This is a genomic window from Alteromonas sp. 009811495 (assembly GCF_028865455.1).
Classification (GTDB): Bacteria; Pseudomonadota; Gammaproteobacteria; order Enterobacterales; family Alteromonadaceae; genus Alteromonas.
Map to the genome: position 1 here is coordinate 2470302 of NZ_CP113972.1, position 20282 is coordinate 2490583.

At 43.0% G+C, this 20282-nt stretch carries 16 protein-coding genes; 6 read left to right on the top strand and 10 right to left on the bottom strand.

The window, feature by feature from the left end:
• Positions 1 to 6: 6 nt before the first annotated feature.
• The 4 genes from OZ660_RS11350 to ahpC form a co-directional block, all read right to left on the bottom strand.
• Positions 7 to 543 carry a hypothetical protein gene (locus OZ660_RS11350; RefSeq protein ID WP_274740977.1) on the bottom strand — a complete coding sequence of 179 codons (537 nt, stop codon included), beginning with the start codon at positions 541 to 543 and terminating at the stop codon, positions 7 to 9.
• Between the two features lie 399 nt (positions 544 to 942).
• Positions 943 to 1677: a hypothetical protein gene (locus OZ660_RS11355; RefSeq protein WP_274740978.1), complete on the bottom strand. Its 735-nt coding sequence runs from the start codon at positions 1675 to 1677 to the stop codon at positions 943 to 945.
• Positions 1678 to 1903: 226 nt separating this feature from the next.
• Positions 1904 to 3493, bottom strand: a complete 1590-nt coding sequence (ahpF, locus tag OZ660_RS11360) for an alkyl hydroperoxide reductase subunit F (RefSeq protein ID WP_274740979.1) — start codon at positions 3491 to 3493, stop codon at positions 1904 to 1906.
• Between the two features lie 168 nt (positions 3494 to 3661).
• Complete coding sequence (gene ahpC, locus OZ660_RS11365) at positions 3662 to 4219, bottom strand: alkyl hydroperoxide reductase subunit C (protein ID WP_446698980.1); 558 nt, start codon at positions 4217 to 4219, stop codon at positions 3662 to 3664.
• A 252-nt stretch (positions 4220 to 4471) separates the two neighbouring features.
• Between ahpC and OZ660_RS11370 the strand changes: the two genes are divergently transcribed.
• Together OZ660_RS11370 and OZ660_RS11375 are read left to right on the top strand one after the other, a co-directional pair.
• On the top strand, positions 4472 to 5791 hold the full coding sequence (locus OZ660_RS11370) for a DUF2252 family protein (RefSeq protein WP_274740981.1): 1320 nt from the start codon (positions 4472 to 4474) through the stop codon (positions 5789 to 5791).
• Positions 5792 to 6006: 215 nt separating this feature from the next.
• Complete coding sequence (locus OZ660_RS11375; protein ID WP_274740982.1) at positions 6007 to 7971, top strand: ExeM/NucH family extracellular endonuclease; 1965 nt, start codon at positions 6007 to 6009, stop codon at positions 7969 to 7971.
• Between the two features lie 148 nt (positions 7972 to 8119).
• Here OZ660_RS11375 and OZ660_RS11380 read toward each other — a convergent pair whose 3' ends face one another.
• Both OZ660_RS11380 and OZ660_RS11385 read right to left on the bottom strand, forming a co-directional pair.
• Entirely contained in the window at positions 8120 to 9805 is a 1686-nt protein-coding gene (locus OZ660_RS11380; protein ID WP_274740983.1) for a response regulator, read from the bottom strand.
• Between the two features lie 211 nt (positions 9806 to 10016).
• A complete protein-coding gene (locus OZ660_RS11385; protein WP_274740984.1) occupies positions 10017 to 10688 on the bottom strand; it encodes a 2OG-Fe(II) oxygenase in 672 nt (223 codons plus the stop codon).
• 287 nt (positions 10689 to 10975) lie between these two features.
• Here OZ660_RS11385 and OZ660_RS11390 point away from each other — a divergent pair, with 287 nt between their 5' ends.
• The 4 genes from OZ660_RS11390 (at position 10976) to OZ660_RS11405 (ending at position 16884) form a co-directional block, all read left to right on the top strand.
• The gene (locus tag OZ660_RS11390; protein WP_202261696.1) at positions 10976 to 12529 is read left to right on the top strand and encodes a bifunctional GNAT family N-acetyltransferase/carbon-nitrogen hydrolase family protein; all 1554 of its coding nucleotides are present in this window, start codon (positions 10976 to 10978) and stop codon (positions 12527 to 12529) included.
• Between the two features lie 191 nt (positions 12530 to 12720).
• Entirely contained in the window at positions 12721 to 13542 is an 822-nt protein-coding gene (locus tag OZ660_RS11395) for a hypothetical protein (protein WP_274740985.1), read from the top strand.
• Between the two features lie 115 nt (positions 13543 to 13657).
• Positions 13658 to 14395: a 23S rRNA pseudouridine(2604) synthase RluF gene (gene rluF, locus OZ660_RS11400; protein ID WP_274740986.1), complete on the top strand. Its 738-nt coding sequence runs from the start codon at positions 13658 to 13660 to the stop codon at positions 14393 to 14395.
• A 131-nt stretch (positions 14396 to 14526) separates the two neighbouring features.
• Positions 14527 to 16884: an MHYT domain-containing protein gene (locus OZ660_RS11405; protein WP_274740987.1), complete on the top strand. Its 2358-nt coding sequence runs from the start codon at positions 14527 to 14529 to the stop codon at positions 16882 to 16884.
• Positions 16885 to 16957: 73 nt separating this feature from the next.
• Here the strand turns inward: OZ660_RS11405 and rpsO are convergent, their stop codons facing one another.
• The 4 genes from rpsO to rbfA all read right to left on the bottom strand — a co-directional run bounded on the left by rpsO (position 16958) and on the right by rbfA (position 20169).
• On the bottom strand, positions 16958 to 17227 hold the full coding sequence (gene rpsO / locus OZ660_RS11410; protein ID WP_202261699.1) for a 30S ribosomal protein S15: 270 nt from the start codon (positions 17225 to 17227) through the stop codon (positions 16958 to 16960).
• 107 nt (positions 17228 to 17334) lie between these two features.
• Positions 17335 to 18636 (bottom strand): hypothetical protein, encoded by a 1302-nt coding sequence (locus OZ660_RS11415; protein WP_274740988.1) that lies wholly within the window; start codon positions 18634 to 18636, stop codon positions 17335 to 17337.
• A 159-nt stretch (positions 18637 to 18795) separates the two neighbouring features.
• The gene (gene truB / locus OZ660_RS11420; RefSeq protein WP_274740989.1) at positions 18796 to 19767 is read right to left on the bottom strand and encodes a tRNA pseudouridine(55) synthase TruB; all 972 of its coding nucleotides are present in this window, start codon (positions 19765 to 19767) and stop codon (positions 18796 to 18798) included.
• A complete protein-coding gene (gene rbfA / locus OZ660_RS11425) occupies positions 19768 to 20169 on the bottom strand; it encodes a 30S ribosome-binding factor RbfA (protein ID WP_159625913.1) in 402 nt (133 codons plus the stop codon). It lies immediately after the preceding gene.
• Between the last annotated feature and the right edge of the window lie 113 nt (positions 20170 to 20282).

Consider the following 20282-nt stretch of genomic DNA (forward strand, 5'->3'; position numbering starts at 1 on the left):
CTTGCCCTACATGGGTAAAAGAAAAAGAACAGGCACACTAAGACATGATGCGAGAGCATAAATGCCTAACGCTACGCCTTTATTCGCTGTAGCCAGATAATGATAAATTGCTGCTCCCCACAACATGGGAAGAAGAACAACACCAAGGCCTAACTTGCCTGCAATGGAAAATGGCAAAATGGCACACAAGGCAAGGGTTACAAGGACACTCGCAAGCATCAACACCACAAGCACCACTACTGTGTGGCCAATATGAGTTGCGGTGCCTCGAAGGTTTAAATTAATAGGCCTAGGTAGAGGAATATTTCTCGGTGCCGGCAATATAACCTGATTTCTGGCAATGAAAGGCCATACCAATATGCCAGGTAAACATAAGGTGTAAAATACACCAAACTCCCACCCTTGCGCATAAGACCACATTACGCCTGATGCTATCCATATCAGTAGGGCTACTATAAGATAAGTTGTCGATTGAGCACGCCAGCTTTTATAGAGCAAAGCAATGGCAAATAAAATTGAAACACTGGCTAAAACAATAAGCATGAAGGCTCCTAAAAAGAGTAGGTCAAAGATGCATTGACTGTTCGCCTAACACCAAAAGGCGAGTGTCTTGTGGCAATGCCTACTTTTTCGATAGGAGTTTTTTCTACTTCGATTGTGCCATCTTGTTCGTTCACCTTTATAGATGAAGTAGCGGAGATGGCTTTTGTCAGTGCTCGCAACGTTAATGCTTGTGTGTTCATATAGGATAATTAATGGTCTGTCATTGCTAGATTGACCAGCATCTTAACAAAACTCAATACAAATGATAAAGGTTTTCATTTGTATTTTATAAGCTAAGTCTAAACAATAAAAAACCCACTACAAGGAGTGGGTTTTGTTTGAGAGCTGAAAGGCTAGTTGCCACTTTTTTTCATTTAACAGTGTAGTGATTGTGTTGGTTTACTTTTTTACTCTACGACCCGCAACCAAGCCAGCGAAAAGCAGGCTTAGCACGCCAAGTGACGCCGGTTCTGATGCTTGAATTGCGCTACACTGAGGAAGCGAAGGGTCTTGTACACATACATCAACTGCTTGCTGACCTATACCAAAAGAAAAGTTATCCCACGTAGTGATGCCACCTGGATCAGTGCCACCAACGCGCAACGATGAAACGAACACGGTTGGGTCAAATACAACGCCAAAAAACTCTGCATGGCCCGAACCAATTGATGAATTGAAATCAAACGTTGTTTCAACGCCAGTATCCGCATTGGTCAATATTAGCTGCATACCGCCGCCATCATTATCGTAAACATCAAAGCCAACTGCGTTTACAGGTGATGCAAAGTCGACATCAAAGCTGATAAGTGGCGCGCCACTTCTGCTACCACCAATTGCCGGCGCTCCGCCAAGAACATTGTTAGAATTGATATTAATAGAACTACCGTTACCTACATTTGAATAAGTATTTCCTGCAGCGGTGGTAATTCCGGTAGCGCCCGTGCCTGTGGCGCCGTCAATAGTGTCTACCGTGAAAGAATACAAGGCTGCTTCCCACGCTGCGCGAGCTTCTGCCAACGTCATAGTGACGCCGTTGTTTTGAACGCTTGAACCTTGAAATGTAATGATGGACGCGTTTGCTGTAGCCGATGCTATCAACGCGAATGCTGTGATGAATAACTTTGCTAGTTTCATTTATATATCCCTTTATGAATTAAGCGGAGACTTAAGTCCTTTCATTTCTCGAGTGATTCGTAAGCACAAATCTAGCCAAAAATTAACAAATTGATTTAATTATAGTTTTTATAAAACTCTCAACAGTGTGTAAATTTTACTGACACTAAAATTAAAGATTAGCAATAAAGAAACATAAAAAAACCGAGTGCGGTTAAACACTCGGCTTTTCTTGATATCGCGGTTATTACGCGGCTTCTGATTCACTTTCAGTTTCGTCAACATCGTGACTTAGCAGATATTCGAAAGCTGCCAGTGATGCCTTAGCCCCCTCGCCCATTGAAATCACAATCTGCTTGTATGGCACTGTGGTTACGTCGCCGGCAGCGAAGATGCCTGGCTCTGACGTATGACACTTGCTGTCGATAACAATTTCGCCATAAGGTGTCATTTCTACAGTATCTTTCATAAATTGGCTATTAGGTACTAAACCGATTTGAACAAACACACCTGCCAACTCGCGAGTGTGAATCTCGTTAGTGGCGCGGTCTTGATATTCAATCGCATTTACTTTGCCATTCTCGGCCGTTATCTGACGGGTTGCAGCATTTTTGATAATGGTGATGTTGTCGCGCTTTTCAGCTTGATCAATCAGCACTTGGTCAGCCTTGAGCTCTGGCATAAACTCGAATACTGTAACTGACTTAACGATCCCCGCCAAATCAAGCGCGGCTTCGATACCTGAGTTACCACCACCGATAACTGCTACATCTTTTCCTTTAAAGAAAGGACCATCACAGTGTGGGCAGTACGCTACGCCGTTGCCGATGTTCTCACGTTCACCAGGAACGCCAAGTTCTCTCCAACGTGCACCTGTAGCAACGATGATAGAACGCGTCTTAATTTGTTCACCTGATGATAACGTAACGGTTTTTACGTTACCCTTTTCGATACTATCGACACGAACATGTTCTTTTAGCGTAATATCGTAATCGCGAACGTGCTCCATCAGATTGCCAACAAGTTCTGGACCAGTGGTTTTCGGCACCGAAATTAGGTTTTCAATACCCATAGTATCTTTAACCTGACCACCAAATGTCTCTGCTACAATCGCGACTTTCAAACCCTTTCTCGCGCTGTAAATAGCCGACGCAACACCTGCTGGGCCACCACCGATGACAGTTACATCTTGCAGGGGTAAAGCATCACCTTTATTGGCAGCTTTTAAACTTGGATCGCGCTCTAGCAATTTATTGATAAGTACCGATGCGTCCACTTTACCGTTAGCGAACAGTTCGCCATTGAGATAAACACTTGGCACACCTTGGATGTCTCGTTCTGCAATCAAATTCTGATACAGACCGCCATCGATCATCTCTGTTTTGATGTTCGGATTAAGCAGTGCAAACTGGTTCAACGCCTGAACAACTTCAGGACAGTTATGGCAGCTCAAGCTAATGAACACTTCGAAATTAAGCGGTTCATTAACAGCTTTCACCATGGCTTTTACACTGTCATCAAGTTTAAGTTCAGTGCCAGCACTATGAAGCATTGATAAAATGAGTGAGTTGAATTCGTGACCACCAGGAATACCCGAAAAGCGGATACCCGTGTCTTCGCCGTCAGCTTCAATTAAAAAGCTAATTGCACTGCGAAGTTCGCCGTTTGTTTCACGCTCTTCAACGCTGAGTTTGTCGCTTACACCTGCGATGTCGGACAGAAACTGTACAAGCTCAGCACGCTTGCTATGTTCACCGGTCTGTACGACAAAGGTCACGTTTTTTTGCATTGTTTCGGTATAACCTTTCAATGCCTGTAAAATTTCTTTAGTTAACACGGTTGTTCTGCCTTATTTTCGACACGCCGATCCCCGCCAACCTAATAATGGTCAACAACAAAGCGGGAATTGGAATTATTTAATGAAGGAGCGGATACCCGCTCCTAGTAAGGAATAAGCCTCACGACAATGAGATAAACTATGCGTGAGGCATGTTAAGCCTGTCGCTTAGATTTTACCTACAAGGTCAAGTGAAGGCGCTAGCGTTGCTTCGCCTTCTTTCCATTTAGCTGGGCATACTTCGCCTGGGTTGTTCGCGACATATTGTGCAGCTTTAACTTTACGCACTAAGTCATCTGCGTCACGACCAATACCTTCAGAGGTAATTTCCATCGCTTGGATGATACCGTCAGGGTCAACAACAAACGTTGCACGGTCAGCAAGACCCATGTTCTCACGCATGCAATCGAAGTTGCGTGTAATTTCGCCTGTAGGGTCGCCGATCATTGCAAACTTAATCTTGTTGATTGTGTCTGAAGAATCGTGCCATGCTTTATGTGTAAAGTGCGTGTCTGTAGATACTGAAAATACCTCTACGCCGCGCGATTGAAGTTCTTCGTACTTATCAGCAATATCGCCAAGCTCAGTTGGGCAAACAAACGTGAAATCAGCTGGATAGAATACGAAAACTGCCCATTTACCTTTAATGTCTTCGCTGCTTACGTCTACAAACTCGCCATCTTTAAACGCTGTTGCTTTAAAAGGTTTGATAGCAGTATTAATCAATGCCATGTTTAATTCTCCATTTATGGTTTTTAAATTAAATTCGCAAGCGGCACGCATACGAATATAAACTGTACGGTCATTATCAAGACTTGGTTTTACATTTAGGTGACGGATATCACCACGTGCAAAATTGTCGTCTCTTGAAACTGGAATTAAGAATAGCGTGGGCTTGTAGAAAAAACTAATTGGTAAAAATGAATCGCTTAATCAGGTTATTGAATCGAACGATTAATTTTTATCATCGAGGTACTTATGCGTGAACATATATTAGCATCAGAAATAGCCAGAGTTGACGGTACACCACCGCTTTCCGCAACGGGTAAGCACGCCAAAATGGCAACGAGCCCTTTCGTATTTTATCGCGGAACAGCTCAATTATTTTACGCCGATTTAAGAAATGGCGTCATCACGCCACCTAGTGAACTAGATAAAATTCCGTTAACGAGTATTGTAGGCGATTGCCATGCTGCTAACTTCGGCTTTCTCACTGAAGAAGGTTCTCACGGTGATACGGTAATTTTCGCTCCTAACGATTTTGACGATGCCTGTGTAGGACGCAGTTACTGGGATATCCTACGTTTTATGACGTCGCTACATCTAGTGTACGAGCATTGCAAAACGCCAAGCGAGAACATTAGTCACGTAGATGAGGACGTGCGTTTGAAGCCTGTGATCAACACCGCTGATGTTTTACAAGCACAGTCTGCATTTTTAGACCAATATGTAGACACTTGTCGTCGAGTACTATTAGCACCATCAGTTATCAGAGAAGCGCAGGATACCCGTCCCGATAAAACGCCAAGCAAACTAGCTAAACTTTTTGACAAAGCCGTTGCGCGCAGTGCAAGCGGCCCAGCTTTTACTTCCAAGAGTGCGCTGGCAAGAGCAGTCCAGCTTAATGATGGTACGCTAGCGTTTAGAGAAAATAGAAGTAAATTTACGCCCCCCTCGCCTGATAACTACAAAAACCTCTATGCTGCGTTTGCGCCCTACATGGATGACAACGTTGTCGACATCGTTCAACGCATCAATGCGGGTACTGGCTCGGTTAATTTAGCGCGTTACTACTTTCTAGTTGGACCAACCAAGCCACACAACGAAACTCACTTTGCTTCTTGCCATATTGTTGAGGTGAAACAACAACGTGACGCGGCTCCCTTGCACTATTTTCCATCGCTTAACCCAGTAAATAGACTCAATGCAGCGCACCTCACCGCCCGCAGTCAGCGACGCATGCAGCGAAATCCTGACCTTATCTTGGATGAAGCTCGCTTTGAGGATGCACACTACCTTATTCGTTCGCGTCATCATGCGAAAGTGGGGATTGACCCAGAAGATATTGCGACAGGAAAAAAAGCCGTCGCTGGAGGCTTTGTTTATTTCGCTGAACTTTGTGGTTATACACTTGCACTGGCTCATTGCCGTGGCGACAGAAGAAGTACGCGATTCGCGGCGGCATCCGTTAACTATCTAGATAGAAACAAAAACAGCTTAGTAAACAGCGCAAACATCTACGCAAACCAAGTTATTGAGGATTACAACTGGTTTGTCGACACAATTAAGTCTAAGTAGTGATCAGTAAATATATAAAGCATGTATCTTTTGCGACTTATCTCTATGAATAACATTACCTGTAAAATCTATCCTATTGTTTTATATAAATAATTACTAAAACATACTGAATAGCGTTAAGTCATGTCTATCCGATAAAAAGCGATTTATTATCTCGCGATAATCTGCACTGAAACACATCGTTTGATGGCGATATGAACAAACGAGATAAAGGAATGACAAACGTGAAAGGTATTTTTACGCTTTTAGCGACAACTTTGCTCGCTAGCCTTCTAATAAACACCAGCGATGCTAGAGATATCACAAGCACTGCCAGCGATGATAAGAAATTGCCACCAGGCTTAACGTGTAACAACAGTCAAGCTTATGTAACGTCAATTAACAAAATTCAAGGAACCGGCAATCGCTCATCCGAGGTTGGCAATCAACATATCGTCGATGCAATTGTTACTGCACAACGTGAGAATGGCTTTTTCATTCAGCAAGCAGAAAGTACCATTGATAATGACGCAACGACCTCCGAAGGGTTATTTGTCATTGCCCCACTTAAAGTTCCCATTGGTCATCGAGTCATGGTTAAGGGAGTGGTAAATGAACTAAGCGGTATGACTACGCTTATGTCGAGTGTAGATGATGTCATAGACTGCGGCACTGGCATTTCCATTAAACCTATCTTTTTGGATATGCCTTTGACCCTCGATTTGGAGACGGTCGAGGGCATGAAAGTCAAAATCAAGAGTGCAACTGTGGTGAGTACTAATAACTTATGGCGCTTTGGTGAGCTTGCTGTGAGTAACACTCTCAAACGACAGCCATCTGATACAGCCATTCCACTCAGTGAAGCTTATCTCGCGGCAAAACAACAGTCTGCTGACAATATAATTATCATTGAAGACAACAGCGATGCTAAGCACCCTAGCTCTTTAAGTTTCTATCCAACATTTAGTTATGATAATCCAATTCGTATTGGTGATTCCCTCGACGTTGTTGGGACAGTAAACGAAGCTAACGGAAGCTTTCGAATAAATCCGATTGAACCAATTAAAATTAACTCAACACGAGAAGCGCTGCCAACTATTGAGCGGGGCAACCTATCGTTGGCAACATTCAATGTACTGAATTATTTTAACGGTGAACGAGACCAAGAGGGCAATGTTAATTTCAATTATGACGGCAATCGTGGTGCGAAAGACTATAGCGCGTTTCTATTACAACAAGCCCGAATCGTAAACGCCATCATTGCATTGAACGCTGATGTAATAGGGTTGATGGAAGTTGAAAATGATGGATTTGCAGCCGATAGTGCTATTGCCTCACTGACCCATGAAATTAACGCACAACTAGATGGCGACAAACACTATCGATTTATTAGTACAACTGACGGAACACCTGTTGGTACGGATGCAATAACCGTGGGGCTACTTTATAGAGAATCAGTGGTACTGCCTTCGGGGACAGCCCAAGTGCTAGCCATGCCAGAACAGCAGATTAATGCTACAAAGTTCGCGCGTATGCGCCCCACTCTACTTCAAAGCTTTACACATATTGATTCGAACATTGATTTTGTCGTTGCGGTAAATCACTTTAAGTCGAAAGGGTCAAAGTGCGCCGAAGATTTATCTTTGCAGGTTTCTCAGCAAGATATTATTCAAGGTAGCTGCAATGCACTGCGTAATTCAGCCGCAGTTACTTTAGGCGAAGCAATGAGAGATAGTACTCTGCCCTTGCGGCAGATAATAATGGGCGATTTCAATGCTTATAGCGCTGAGGATCCAGTTGCAGTGCTTACTGACTATTCTAGCGAAACTCGCGGGTATCCAATAAAAACCGCTACAAATACGCACTTAAATTCAGGTAAAGCAGTAGCTATTAACAAGGCTTACCACTTTATTAATCTCGCTGATAGGTATGATAAAAATGGGTTCTCTTATTGGTTTTATGGTTCAGAGCAAGTAGGCAGCCTTGATCACGTTCTTGTCAGTAGCTCAATGGCAAAACATGCTATAGATGCTACACATTGGAACATTAACTCGGTTGAAGCTTACCAGCTACAATACAACCAAGCGTTGCGTTATTTTAGTAACGAAAAAGGATACGCCTTTTCCGAGGTTGGCCCCTATAGAAGTTCAGATCATGACCCGTTCATAGCCACTTTTCATTTAAGTAGTAACAATAATTAATCATATCTTGCTACAGACATAAGGTAGGGCAAGATAACAAGGCACTTCTCTAGTATCTAGCGACTTAATAACAAAAAGGTAGTAAGCAAAAGGCCCACGCATTATCTTGAGTGGGCCTTTGTACTTTAGAGCAAGGTCACAGAATTGCTTACGCTTTTGCGGCGACCACACCTACTAAGTCAGACACGTCAGAATCATCTACTTCAATGCCAATTCGTTTAATATACTGGTCGCGTTTGCTCGTTTGAGTAGGTGATAAAGTACTTTGCATCAATACCTTTGCAGCGCGTTGAGCGCATTCTATTTGATCATCGGTTAGATCATCAGCTAGATGTATTTGGGCTACGACTTTCAATAGGCTAAGCGCTATTTGCTTATCTTTTGGAGACAATGTGAATGCTTGACGCAGGTTATTAAAAGCGGGCAGCAAGCGGTTTTCTTTGTAATTTACCGTTGCCATATGCTTCAATTCTTTTGTTGTAAATTGAATCTCACTACGCTCAATTGACTCTTGATTCAGGTACTCATTAACCACCTGAGAAGTGAACGTATCACCTTCAATTTGCATCCTAAGTTTATCTAGAATTTTAACGCAGTGCTCACGCATCCCAAGCTCGTGAAATGCTTTCATTTTGTCCAAGCTGTCTTCTAATGACAAACCATCTATGGACACCTTCTGCGCTTTCATTAACGTTTCTGCTGCCCGTTTATCATCCTTCAAGCAAAGTACTCTTGCTTTAATGACATCCATTTGGCTATCTAACTGGCCTTGAATACCCTTCTGCACACGCAGTTCTTCAAGGTCCGACTCGGCGCGTTTAATAAATTTCTCGCCTTCGGCGCCACCTAAACTCGTCGCCAGATCTATCGTTGAACGAATAACATTGAGTACCAACTGGGGAGAATCATGTATAGAATTTTTGGCGTATTTTGCCATATTTTGGACGGCGGCTAATTGCCCTGTTTTGTCGTGATTCAGGCGCGCCAAATCCCATAAACGCTTGTTGCGCTCTATGTTACGCGGCGCTAACCTACTTGCTTCTTTCATTTGCTCATAGGCCACGTCGAACTGCTCTTTTTCAATAAAATATTGTGCAAGCAAATCGTAAGTAGGAAAACGCGTATCATGTCGCTTTAGCAAATCATCAACGAGTAGCTGCGCTTCCTCAAGCTCGTCTTGCCTTAGCAACGCTCTAGTTAAACCTATATGAACCCACGCGTGATCCATGCATTGTAGCAACTCGCGAAAATAGTTTTCTGCCGTTTCGTAGTCTCGTAACTGCAGTAAACAGTCGCCAATAAGACGCTTTATGCGAGGATGATATTCTACTAACGACATATCTTTTAGTTGTCGTTCTGCATAGTACATTGCCGTTGAATAATCAGACGTTTGCATGCAATACAGCATTTTATGCAGCTTGTATCGAATTTGAAGCAAGTGTTCAAAGCGCGTTTCTATTTTGTTTCGCTGTAAAGGCTTAACCCAGAAGTCGTCAGGTTGCAATTCGACAATACAGTTAACCAGTTCTGGCGAAGTTTCAGCACTTAAGAAAATAACCGTGGTGGTATCACTAATGTGGTTGAGGTGCTTGAGTTCTTCAAACAAATGAAAACCATCTTTGTCATGGCTGACATTGAACGCTAGAAGTACAAAGTCAAACTGACGTTCTTCACACATTCTTTTTGCATGAAATGCATTAAATGCACTGCGAACGTGCTTTATGCCAATTTGATGTAATGCTGATGTTATCACTTCATGCACTAATCCTTGGTTATCAATAACCAATACATGAAGGTCTTCCCGTGGAGTGGGACTAGGTATTCTTTGCGACATTTACCAATCACTTTATGCGTCTTCCCGAAGCCTCTGTTACTGAAATCAGAAAATTTCAGAACCCATAAGCTTAACTGCACGCTAAAGGAAGGCTAGCACACCGCTACAGATAAGGTGTTAGTTGATACTAGCGTGCATACAGGCGACTTTTATTATTACTTTAAATCCTGCTTTTTAAATAGTAGCACTTAGTCGCCTTAGAACGCTAGGGTTACTTAGGAGGATCGATATGATCGTTCACACTACCGTTGACCCTAAACCATCCTGCAACTGAGTGACGAGCGCGCGTTGCAGGAAGCACTTCATGAGGAAACTGTTCACTGAGAAAAACCACGAACGTCCCTTTTTTAGGCAGTATTGAAATGCCCTCATTATCAAGTTCATCACGATATAAAACGAGTTCTCCCCCTTCAGATTGCTGCCACTCGTCATTTAAATAAGCAACTAAAGAAAGAACACGATTACTTTGTCCTCTGAACGCATCTACATGGCGTTTGTAAAATTTACCTGGTTGGTAACATGCAAAGTGACTTTCAAAAGAAAACAACCCCATAAAAAGTGAGCGATTTACGTACTGCTGCATAGCTTCACACCAAGAAAGCCACAATGCACCTTCTTCAGATGAACCAGTAATCCAGCATATCTGATCTCCTCTAACCGATTTAGCGTGTTGAAAATCGTCAGCCCTTCCTATACCTGCGGTTTTATATTCACGGCTATTCAGCGTGTTCTGGCACGTGATAAGTGCGTCGACGACGAACTGAGGCAAGCCATTCTCTTGAATAGAAAACCCTTTTTCTACCAAATCAGTCACAACACTTTCAAATAATGCTTCGTCAAAAACATGCAGCGGTTGATGTAAAGCTAAGAGGTCTCGATTCATTGTATTAGGTGGTGCCTAGATAAAATTGGGTTTTAACAAAATTTGAAAGGGTTATACCGTTTGAAGTATGGAGTCGCAATATCTTTAGGCTTTCCAATCACCGCTATTTTTTTGTCGAGATAAGAAAAAATATTCATCACAGAAAAAGTCGCATATTTTTTGCTTAACTATACTTATCTAAAAACAACGTAATCACGCGCAAGTGTGTGATAAGCAGTAAATTTTATAAAAACAAGTGACCTTTGTTCCGCAACAAGCGTAAACAAAAATAAAGTAGCGAGTAATTCATGAGCCAAGATCAGACACAGATAGAAGAAACCGAACACCATTTAGATTTGAGAAACCTTCGCTTAGACGATTACAGCGACGTAAAAGCATTGATGGACGAAGTTTACGTGAATGTAGGGGGCGCATGGCCCTATACCAACTACAAAGCGCAAGTGACTACATTTCCCGATGGCCAGATATGTATTGAAGATAAAGGCAAGGTCGTCGCTTTTGCTATCTCAGTAATTGTTGATTATGACCAATTTGGTGACAAACATTCTTATGATGAAATTACAGGTGATGCGTATCTCACGACTCACGATCCAAATGGCGATGTCTTGTACGGTGTTGAAGTTATTGTCTCGCCAGAATATCGAGGACTTAGGCTAGGACGTCGTCTTTACGAAGCGCGCAAAGAACTGTGTCGTAATTTGAATCTAAAATCAATTATGGCTGGCGGACGTATTCCCAACTACAAAAATTATGCCGAAGAAATATCGCCATACGAGTATATTGAGCAAGTAAAATCTAAAGATATATACGACCCTATCTTAACGTTCCAACTCTCTAATGGATTTGAGGTGAAGCAGGTCATGTCGGCCTATTTACCAGAAGATGAAGCATCAAAAGGCTACGCAACGTTGCTTCAGTGGCACAATATCTATTATGAGCCCGGCACCCCTTCGCTTATTGCCAGTCGCAAATCGAGTGCTCGCATTGGCTGTATTCAGTGGCAAATGCGTTATTTCAACAACGTAGAAGAGCTACTTCAACAGGTTGAATACTTTGTAGATGCACTTTCAGATTATTCGTGTGATGTAGCACTTTTTCCTGAGTTTTTTAATGCTCCCTTGATGGGGTTGAGCCCGTCTGACTCATCAATCGATGCAATTTGGCATCTGGCCACTTATACCGATGAAATTCTTACTTCGATATCGCACCTAGCCGTGTCATACAATATCACCATTATCGCAGGTTCAATGCCTGTCGTTGAAGGGGAAGAACTGTTTAACGTCAGTTATATATGCAACAGAGATGGCACCATTGAAAGCCAGTACAAGTTGCACCCCACCCCTCACGAGAAAGAAGATTGGATCATGAAAGGTGGTAACAGCTTAAAAGTCTTTGATACCGACTTCGGAAAAATTGGTGTGCTAATTTGCTACGATGTCGAGTTTCCTGAACTTGCACGCGTGCTGTCTGACCAAGAGATGCAAATACTTTTCGTACCGTTTTGGACTGACACCAAAAATGGTTACTTACGTGTTCGACGCTGCGCGCAGGCGCGTGCCATCGAGAACGAATGTTATGTCGCCATTGCCGGAAGTGTCGGCAATCTTCCCAAAGTAGACAATGTCGATATTCAGTACGGCCAAACAGCCGTTTTCTCGCCAAGTGATTTTGCGTTTCCACATGATGCCATCGTGTCTGAAACCACGCCAAATACGGAAATGACACTCATTGTCGATTTAGACTTAGACAAGCTCACAAAATTGCAAAATGAAGGTTCGGTAAGAAATTACCTCGACCGTAGAAGAGACTTATATCGCGTAGAATGGCTAGGAGATAGCTAGTCGAATAGATTACATTTGGCATTTGCTACCAATTAGCGATAACATGGCGTTGCGCGAAAATAAAAAAGGTTTTTCTTACCGCAACGTCTTAGTATCTGACACAGGTGTAAGTGACATCTAGCGTTGATTGAACCGTGCAAACAAGTGCATGAAATACGCGAAAAACCACCAAACGAGAATACCGATTAGCTATGGCAAACAATTCAAAAAACGACGAGTTCCCAACCATTCGATTGGATGAAGAAGACCGTCGCGACTATCAAACAAAAAGGCAGGCGTCTGTAACTAGCACGCCTCCCTCTTCATCTTCACAAACTTCTCATACCTCAAACACTAGCGCTAGCAGCAGTGGTAATGGTATTTGGGTAACGTTGGTTGCGCTTGTCGCCCTGACCGCGTGCGGTGGTTGTTATTATCTGTATACCTTATTGGAGCAGCAAAAAGTTATCGCTCAAGAAGCAGACAAACGTATATTGCAACTCGAAAACAAACTGTCTGCCACCGGCGAGGAAATTGGTGAGTCTACTGTTGCTTTGCAAGTCAAAGTGACTGAACTTAGCAACAAAACCAATGAGTTGTGGGAGCAAATGGATAAGCTATGGGCTTCAGCGTGGCGCAGAAATCAAAAAGAAATTGCTGACCTGGGTGATCGCGTAGGTAATGTCCAAACGGCTCTCAACAAGAATATTGATACCGTCGCCAATGATGTGAAATCGCAAACGGCTGTGATTGGCTCGCTGAAAAACCAGTTAGCATCGCTCGCAGATGAACTTCTTGCGGTAAACGTTCAACTTGAACAAGCGCTTAACGACAAGCAGAATGCCCAGCAAAGCGTAAGAAACCTGAGTGATAAATTGTCGGTTCTTGAACAGCGCAACACAACGCTTTCAGGTAGAATTACCAGCCTTGAAAATGAAATCCGCGACATAGCAACAAAGGTCGTCTCTCGTAGTTCAGGTACAAGTGGCGCTGGCTCAACGCCTTCATCGCCCTCAGCCGTGAGTAATCCGTAGTTTATATATGAAACTACAAACAACGAATTAAATAAAAAGGGGCTTATCGCCCCTTTCTTATTGTCGTGTTACCATCTCACAACAATTTTCTTAATTCCCAAGGACACTTTGCTCAATGAGTGAAAACACGCTCAAGCGTTTAAATAAATATATTAGTGACACAGGCCTTTGTTCTCGCCGAGAAGCTGACAAACTTATTGAGCAAAACCGCGTTACCATCAACGACAAAGCCCCTGAGCTTGGCACTAAAGTAGGCCCCAATGACAAAGTAAAAGTAGACGGGAAAGTTATCGGTGCAGTGGCCGCTGATAAATCGGACCGCGTTTACATTGTCTATAACAAGCCCATAGGAATTACTTGCACTACCGAGCGTCATGTAAAAGGCAATATCATAGATGCCATCGCTCATAAATCCCGCATATTTCCAGTAGGTAGACTCGATAAACCATCTGAAGGACTCATTATTCTCACTAGTGATGGTGATATCGTTAACAAGATACTTCGTGCAGAAAATGCCCATGACAAAGAATACGAAGTAACAGTCAATCAGCCGATTAGTGAGAGGTTTGTTAAGCGCATGTCACGCGGTGTTCCCATTCTTGGTACAGTAACTAAACCGTGTGTGGTCAAACCTACCGGGAAAAACAAATTTACTATTATTTTGACTCAAGGTCTCAATAGACAAATACGCAGAATGTGTGAATTCTTGGGTTACGAAGTCACAAGACTAAAGCGCACGCGCATAATGCACTTAGAATTGAGTGGATTGCGGCCTGGCCAGTGGCGCAATCTAACGGAAAAAGAACTTACCACATTGCAAAATGCCGTTCGGCACTCCAGCAAAACCGCTTAGATTATCAGAGAATGTGAGCTGTATGGCGGCTCGCATTGCTCTTTGAGTGCATTGAAAATCACTGATTATTTGTTGGTAGTGGAGCGATAGACTACATTTATAGTATGTAGCCACCATTATCACTTTTTCTTGTGGACCATAGTTATCATTCATTTTCACTATCGCACTACGATGCCAATACAGAAGTACTGGCTTCTTACGAGATAACCTTTGTCGTCATCTCAATTTTGATTGCGGTAGGTGCTTCGCTCGTCTCCTTTTCACTGTCTGCGCGTACCGCAAAAGCTGACTTTAAAAATGAGCGCGTATTTTGGTCTATCGCCTCTTCCTGCTTTCTCGGTTTTGGTATTTGGGCAATGCATTTTGTAGGGATGCTCGCCTACCGGCTGCCTATTGAAGTAACCTACGATCCTACGATTACCGTTCTCTCTATTGTACCCGCTATTCTTGGTAGCCTGGTGGTAATTGCTTACCACCCCAAAAAACAAAAAAAGCTTTGGTTAAATAGTATTTTAATGGGCTTAGCAATAGGGAGTATGCACTATATAGGCATGATGGCTATGCAAATGGAAGCAGCGATGGTTTACAACGGCTGGCTCTTTCTTCTTTCTGTCATTGTTGCCATAGTCTTGTCCGGCATTTCTCTACATATACATCACGATGTTATGCGTAGACAACTCGGTATTGCTAAACAGTTACTTCCAGCCATCGCGATGGGCTGTGCCATTGCTGGAATGCATTATACCGGTATGATGTCCATGCATGTTTTTCCTATTTCCTCTACGGTATACTCTGATAACCCGCATCATGAAGACCTCGCTTACCTCGTCGTATTTATGGTAGCGTTTTTCTCTATCATTTTTATTTTACTCTTTGAGTTACGAGCGAGAACACTGTCTTCTGACCGCTTTACAGCGGTACTTAACACCGTACAGGAAGGCGTATTTACCTTTGATACTGATGGCCGACTTGAATTTGTTAACCCAGCCGCACTTGCAATGTTTGGATATAGCAGAGCCGAAGTAAAAGACAAGCGCGCGAGTGAACTTGTCAGCCCTAATAAAGATGGTCTATCGACTCTACTCAATGAAGTAATCAAAGCGACAAACTCGAGTGAACCACGCAATTCTCCCATTCGCATAGAGGGCTTGAAAAAAGATGGGACCACATTTGCGCTATCTCTGTTGGTCAACAAATTGCCTGGTAACCACAAAGCGTTCGTCTGCACTGTAAAAGACCTTTCTGACGTGCGCAATCAGGAAGTGTTTGCTCAAACGGTTTTCGACACATTGCCAGATATGTTGTTCGTAAAAGATGCCAAAGATCTTTCGTTTACCCACGTGAACGACATGGGTAGCAAAGTACTGGGAATCGCAAAATCAAAATTAGTTGGACTTACCGACTTTGACATTTTTGAACGCGATGAAGCAGAGAGAATTATCGCCTCTGATCTCAACATTTTAACCCAAGATAAGAAAGAAAGCTGTGATGAGCATCAATTTGCAATTAATGGTGAGGAGCGTTATTTACAAACTAAGAAAGTGGTTATAAACGATGCGAATGATGAACCTCGCTATATATTATCACTGTCAGAAGACGTCACGGAACTACGACGAACTCAACATAAACTAGAATCACTAAACAAGCGAATGTCCATGGCTGCTGATGCCGCGCACATTGGTGTGTGGGAATGGAATTTAGACACTAATGAGCTAATTTGGGATGACTGGATGCATAGGATATACAGTATCCCAAAAGATGAGTTTGAGGATAACTACTCTGTGTGGGCTGAAACAGTGCACCCAGACGACTTTGCTGCTGTTCGAGCAAAAATAGACTATGCCATAAAAAATCACACTGAGTTTCATGCCCAATTTAGGATCAGGTTAACCATGGATGTGGTAAGGCATATTCGCGCTGACGGTCGCATAGAAGGCAATAAAATGTTTGGCATTAACGTCGACATCACTGAGCAAGTAGAAGCAGAGTTAAGAATTACCGAACTGGCTAATCACGATACCCTTACAGGCTTGGCAAACAGACATGCATTGTCATCTTTCGTAAGACAAGAGTTTCTGCGTATAGAACGCACATTCATGAAGTGTGTTTGTCTATACTTTGATTTGAATAAATTCAAACCTATTAACGACTTGCATGGTCACAATGTAGGTGATGAAGTATTAATTGAAGTTGCACGGCGACTGAAGAAGTTGTGCAGAGTATCTGACCTAGCAGCGCGGGTTGGTGGTGATGAATTTGTTATTATCGTGACCGATGTAGATGCGCATTTTTCGCTTTCTGAACTTATGAACAGAGCACAAAACACCATAAAGCAACCTATCTATACCAGTATCGGCTTCGTAAATATTGGCACAAGTATAGGCTATGCGTCCTACCCAGATGAAGCGTCAAACTTAGATGAGCTCATTCGTATAGCTGACGAAAGAATGTTTGAATATAAAGGCGTGTCAGGCGCAAAAGTTAGATAACATAGCAACCAAGCTAACCGCTATCTCGCGCATAAAAAAAGCGCCCATTGGGCGCTTTTCTTGAAACCTAGTCTTAGCGACGTAGACCTAGACGCTTGATAAGGTCAAGGTAACGCTGAGCGTTCTTGCCTTTAAGGTAGTCTAGAAGCTTACGACGTTGGCTAACCATACGTAGAAGACCACGACGTGAGTGGTGATCTTTCTTGTGATCAGCAAAGTGACCTTGAAGCTTGTTGATGTTGTGAGTTAGCAAAGCAACTTGAACTTCTGGTGAACCAGTGTCGCCTTCTTTAACGCCATACTCAGCAATGATTTGTGCGGTTTCTGCTTTAGTTAGTGACATATCATTCTCCTTAATTAATGCTTCGCCGATCACTAATTCAGCAAAGCGGAATGAGCCGCGTATTATAATGACGTTTGCGTACTTAGCAAGGATCTCTGCAAAGTATTTTAATAGCAAAAATCATCGATATAATTTTCTTCCTCTGCCAACCGTTTTTCTATCGCATCACTGTAAGGTAGGCGCTCTAGAAATTTTTGTGCGCTAATATCACCTTCCGTGCTCATGAGGTAGCCTCTGTACACGTGAAGTGCCAACTTCTCTTTCTTTTCTTGGTTGATTATGGTGCTCAATTGTTGTTCTACAAAATCCGGCGAATGAAAAGCGCCTTGCTCTAAGGTTCTAAAAACCGCTTCATCGGTATTGATACCACTTTGCCCTTTCACCCATAGCAGAGTTGCTTCGGTATCTTGCCCTGCCCAGCGCTGAACTACTTCATTAACAGCACTCTCATAATTCTCAGCAGATGCACCATCAACATACCAAACGGCAGCTTGTTCGGGGTTGGTGTAAATATAGGTATTGAAAATAGCGCTTCGGGCATTTTGCTTACGCTCGCCTTCGGCAGAAAGGGCATACCAATCTAATGCCGCTGTTAAATCCTTATTTGCCCAGTGAGCGAAAAAAGTGTGGTCGACGCTGGTGTTGTTCTGTGCATTTATGACATACAACATTTGCTCAAAATCGTCTGGTGAATTGAGCGATTGCGTAATTTGAAAAATAGCACTTGCTCTGTCGTCTTCTGACGTTATACGCACGAGTGCATCAAGCGCCTTATCTACCCCTATTTGAGACAAGCTCGCGAAAATCCGGGTTACGTAGTGAGAGCTATTGACTTCACTCTCTTCGTTTTCTGTTTGCGCCAAATACCAATCAATAGCTGCATCGGGCTCTCGGGCTGCCCAGCTCTCAAGTGCGGAAATGGAAAGAAAATACTTATATCCATCGTCTTCTTGTCCTCTATTTAAGTATTCAAGGGCGGATTCAGGAGCAATCTCTGAAAACCTTACCGCCGCAGCAAAAACAATCATCTGCCCAATAAGGTCGCTATCTTCCATTTTCCAATTATCGATTATGCTTTTTAACGTTGTAGTGTCTGCATCTACAATAAGTGCAATCATCTCACTAAGCTGTTCAGTACCTCGTAACTGTTGTGAACTCAACCTCTGCCATTGTTTTGGGTCTTGGACAGACTCTTTGTCTATTTCAACATGTTGCGTTGAATCGCCCCCGCCATTCTTTTCGCGTATGTCATCTTGCGAAATGGCACGTTCGTGCTCCTGCTGCTCAAGCAATACTTCTGTGTTACTAGGATAAATCTGTAAACCAGTGCCGTCGTTTTTAAACAACATGCCGAGGAAAAATGCCAAGCAAAGGCTTACTAACCAAAGGGGAATATAACGTTTCTTCATGTAACCATCCTTGCTTACACAGCGTTTAGTGAGAGTGATGAGTTAAGCAGTACACGTAATGGCTCACGTTTTTCAATTAGCCATTAATGAAACGTAAATTATCAGAGATAGTAAAAGATGAAAAGCTCGCTCACACGTACAAGCGAGCTTTGTAAAGCGTTAAGCGTAAACGACTCGCCTTTTGGGGTTCAAGAATACTTCGTTCTTAGGTGTACCTTGATCTTTCGGATCAAGAACGCCTTCCCCAACGCCTAAAAATAGGCCAGAAGTGTCTGTCCCATGATAAACGCGATACGCTACACCCGTTTCTAATGCGACATTGCAGGTTCCTTTCACCGATTGGCCATTGTCAAACCGACTACGTTCCTCATCGTTGATAGTAACAAACGGTAAGCGACTCACTGCAGTGTCCATTGGAATCAGCAGTGCATCAAGGGCATCAAAGTCTCCCTCTTCTAACGACTCTTGAAGTTCAATTAACCTTTCTAGAGACACCATTTTATCAGTAGGGTAGTCGGCGACCTCAGTGCGATGTAAGCGCGTTACATATGCACCACACCCAAGATTCTGGCCTAAGTCATCGACAATAGAACGAATATAAGTTCCTTTACTGCACTTTATGCGCATATCGACATAAGGAAGTTCAATACGTAACACGTCAAGCTCGTAGACTTCTATGTCACGGGGCTCTCGCTCAATCTCTATCCCTTGACGGGCATAATGATAAAGCGGTTTACCTTGGTGTTTGAGAGCAGAAAACATTGATGGAATTTGCTTACTTTTCCCTAAAAACGCAAGACAGGCTTCGCGCACTTGTTCTATTGAAATTACTACCGGTTTTTCCTCAACAACTTCACCATCTGCGTCAGAAGTTGTGGTGCGAATACCAAGTTTTGCAGTAACCTCATAGGTTTTTTCCGCATCAAGGAGAAACTGAGAAAACTTAGTTGCTTCACCCAAACAAAGTGGAAGCATGCCACTTGCAAGTGGGTCAAGTGCACCTGTATGGCCTGCTTTGGCTGCTTTATACAGCCAACGCACTTTTTGCAATAGCTGATTTGATGAACCACCTAGTGGTTTATCAAGCAACACTATGCCGTTTACATCACGGCCTTTACGACGTCTTGCCATCTACTCCTGCTCTTGTGGGTCGTCTTTATCACGCTTTGACTCATCTTTAGCGATAGTCTGTGACACAAGATTAGAAATACGCATACCTTCGACAATCGACTTATCTTCAAAGAAGTGAAGGTCTGGTACTGAACGCATACGAAGGCGCTTCGCTAATATACTACGAATGAACTTCTTGTATTCCACAAGTTGTTTAATCTGTAACTTGCCTTCTTCCTCGGTGCTGTTGTATATGGTCACAAAGATTTTTGCATGCGCCAAATCTCGCGATACATCTACATCTGACACTGTGATCAAAGGCATATCGCCAACGCGATGCTTGTATTCGTTTTGCAGAATGCTCGCCACTTCTTTATGAACTTGCTGAGCGACTCTGTCGGTACGTGAAAATTCACGGGCCATTGTACTCTCCTTTCCTTATTTAAACGTCGAGCATGTTTTAATTTTATTGACTAAATACAGACAAAAACGGGAGCACTCGGCCCCCGTTTTTCACATGCCGAATTAACTAAGGC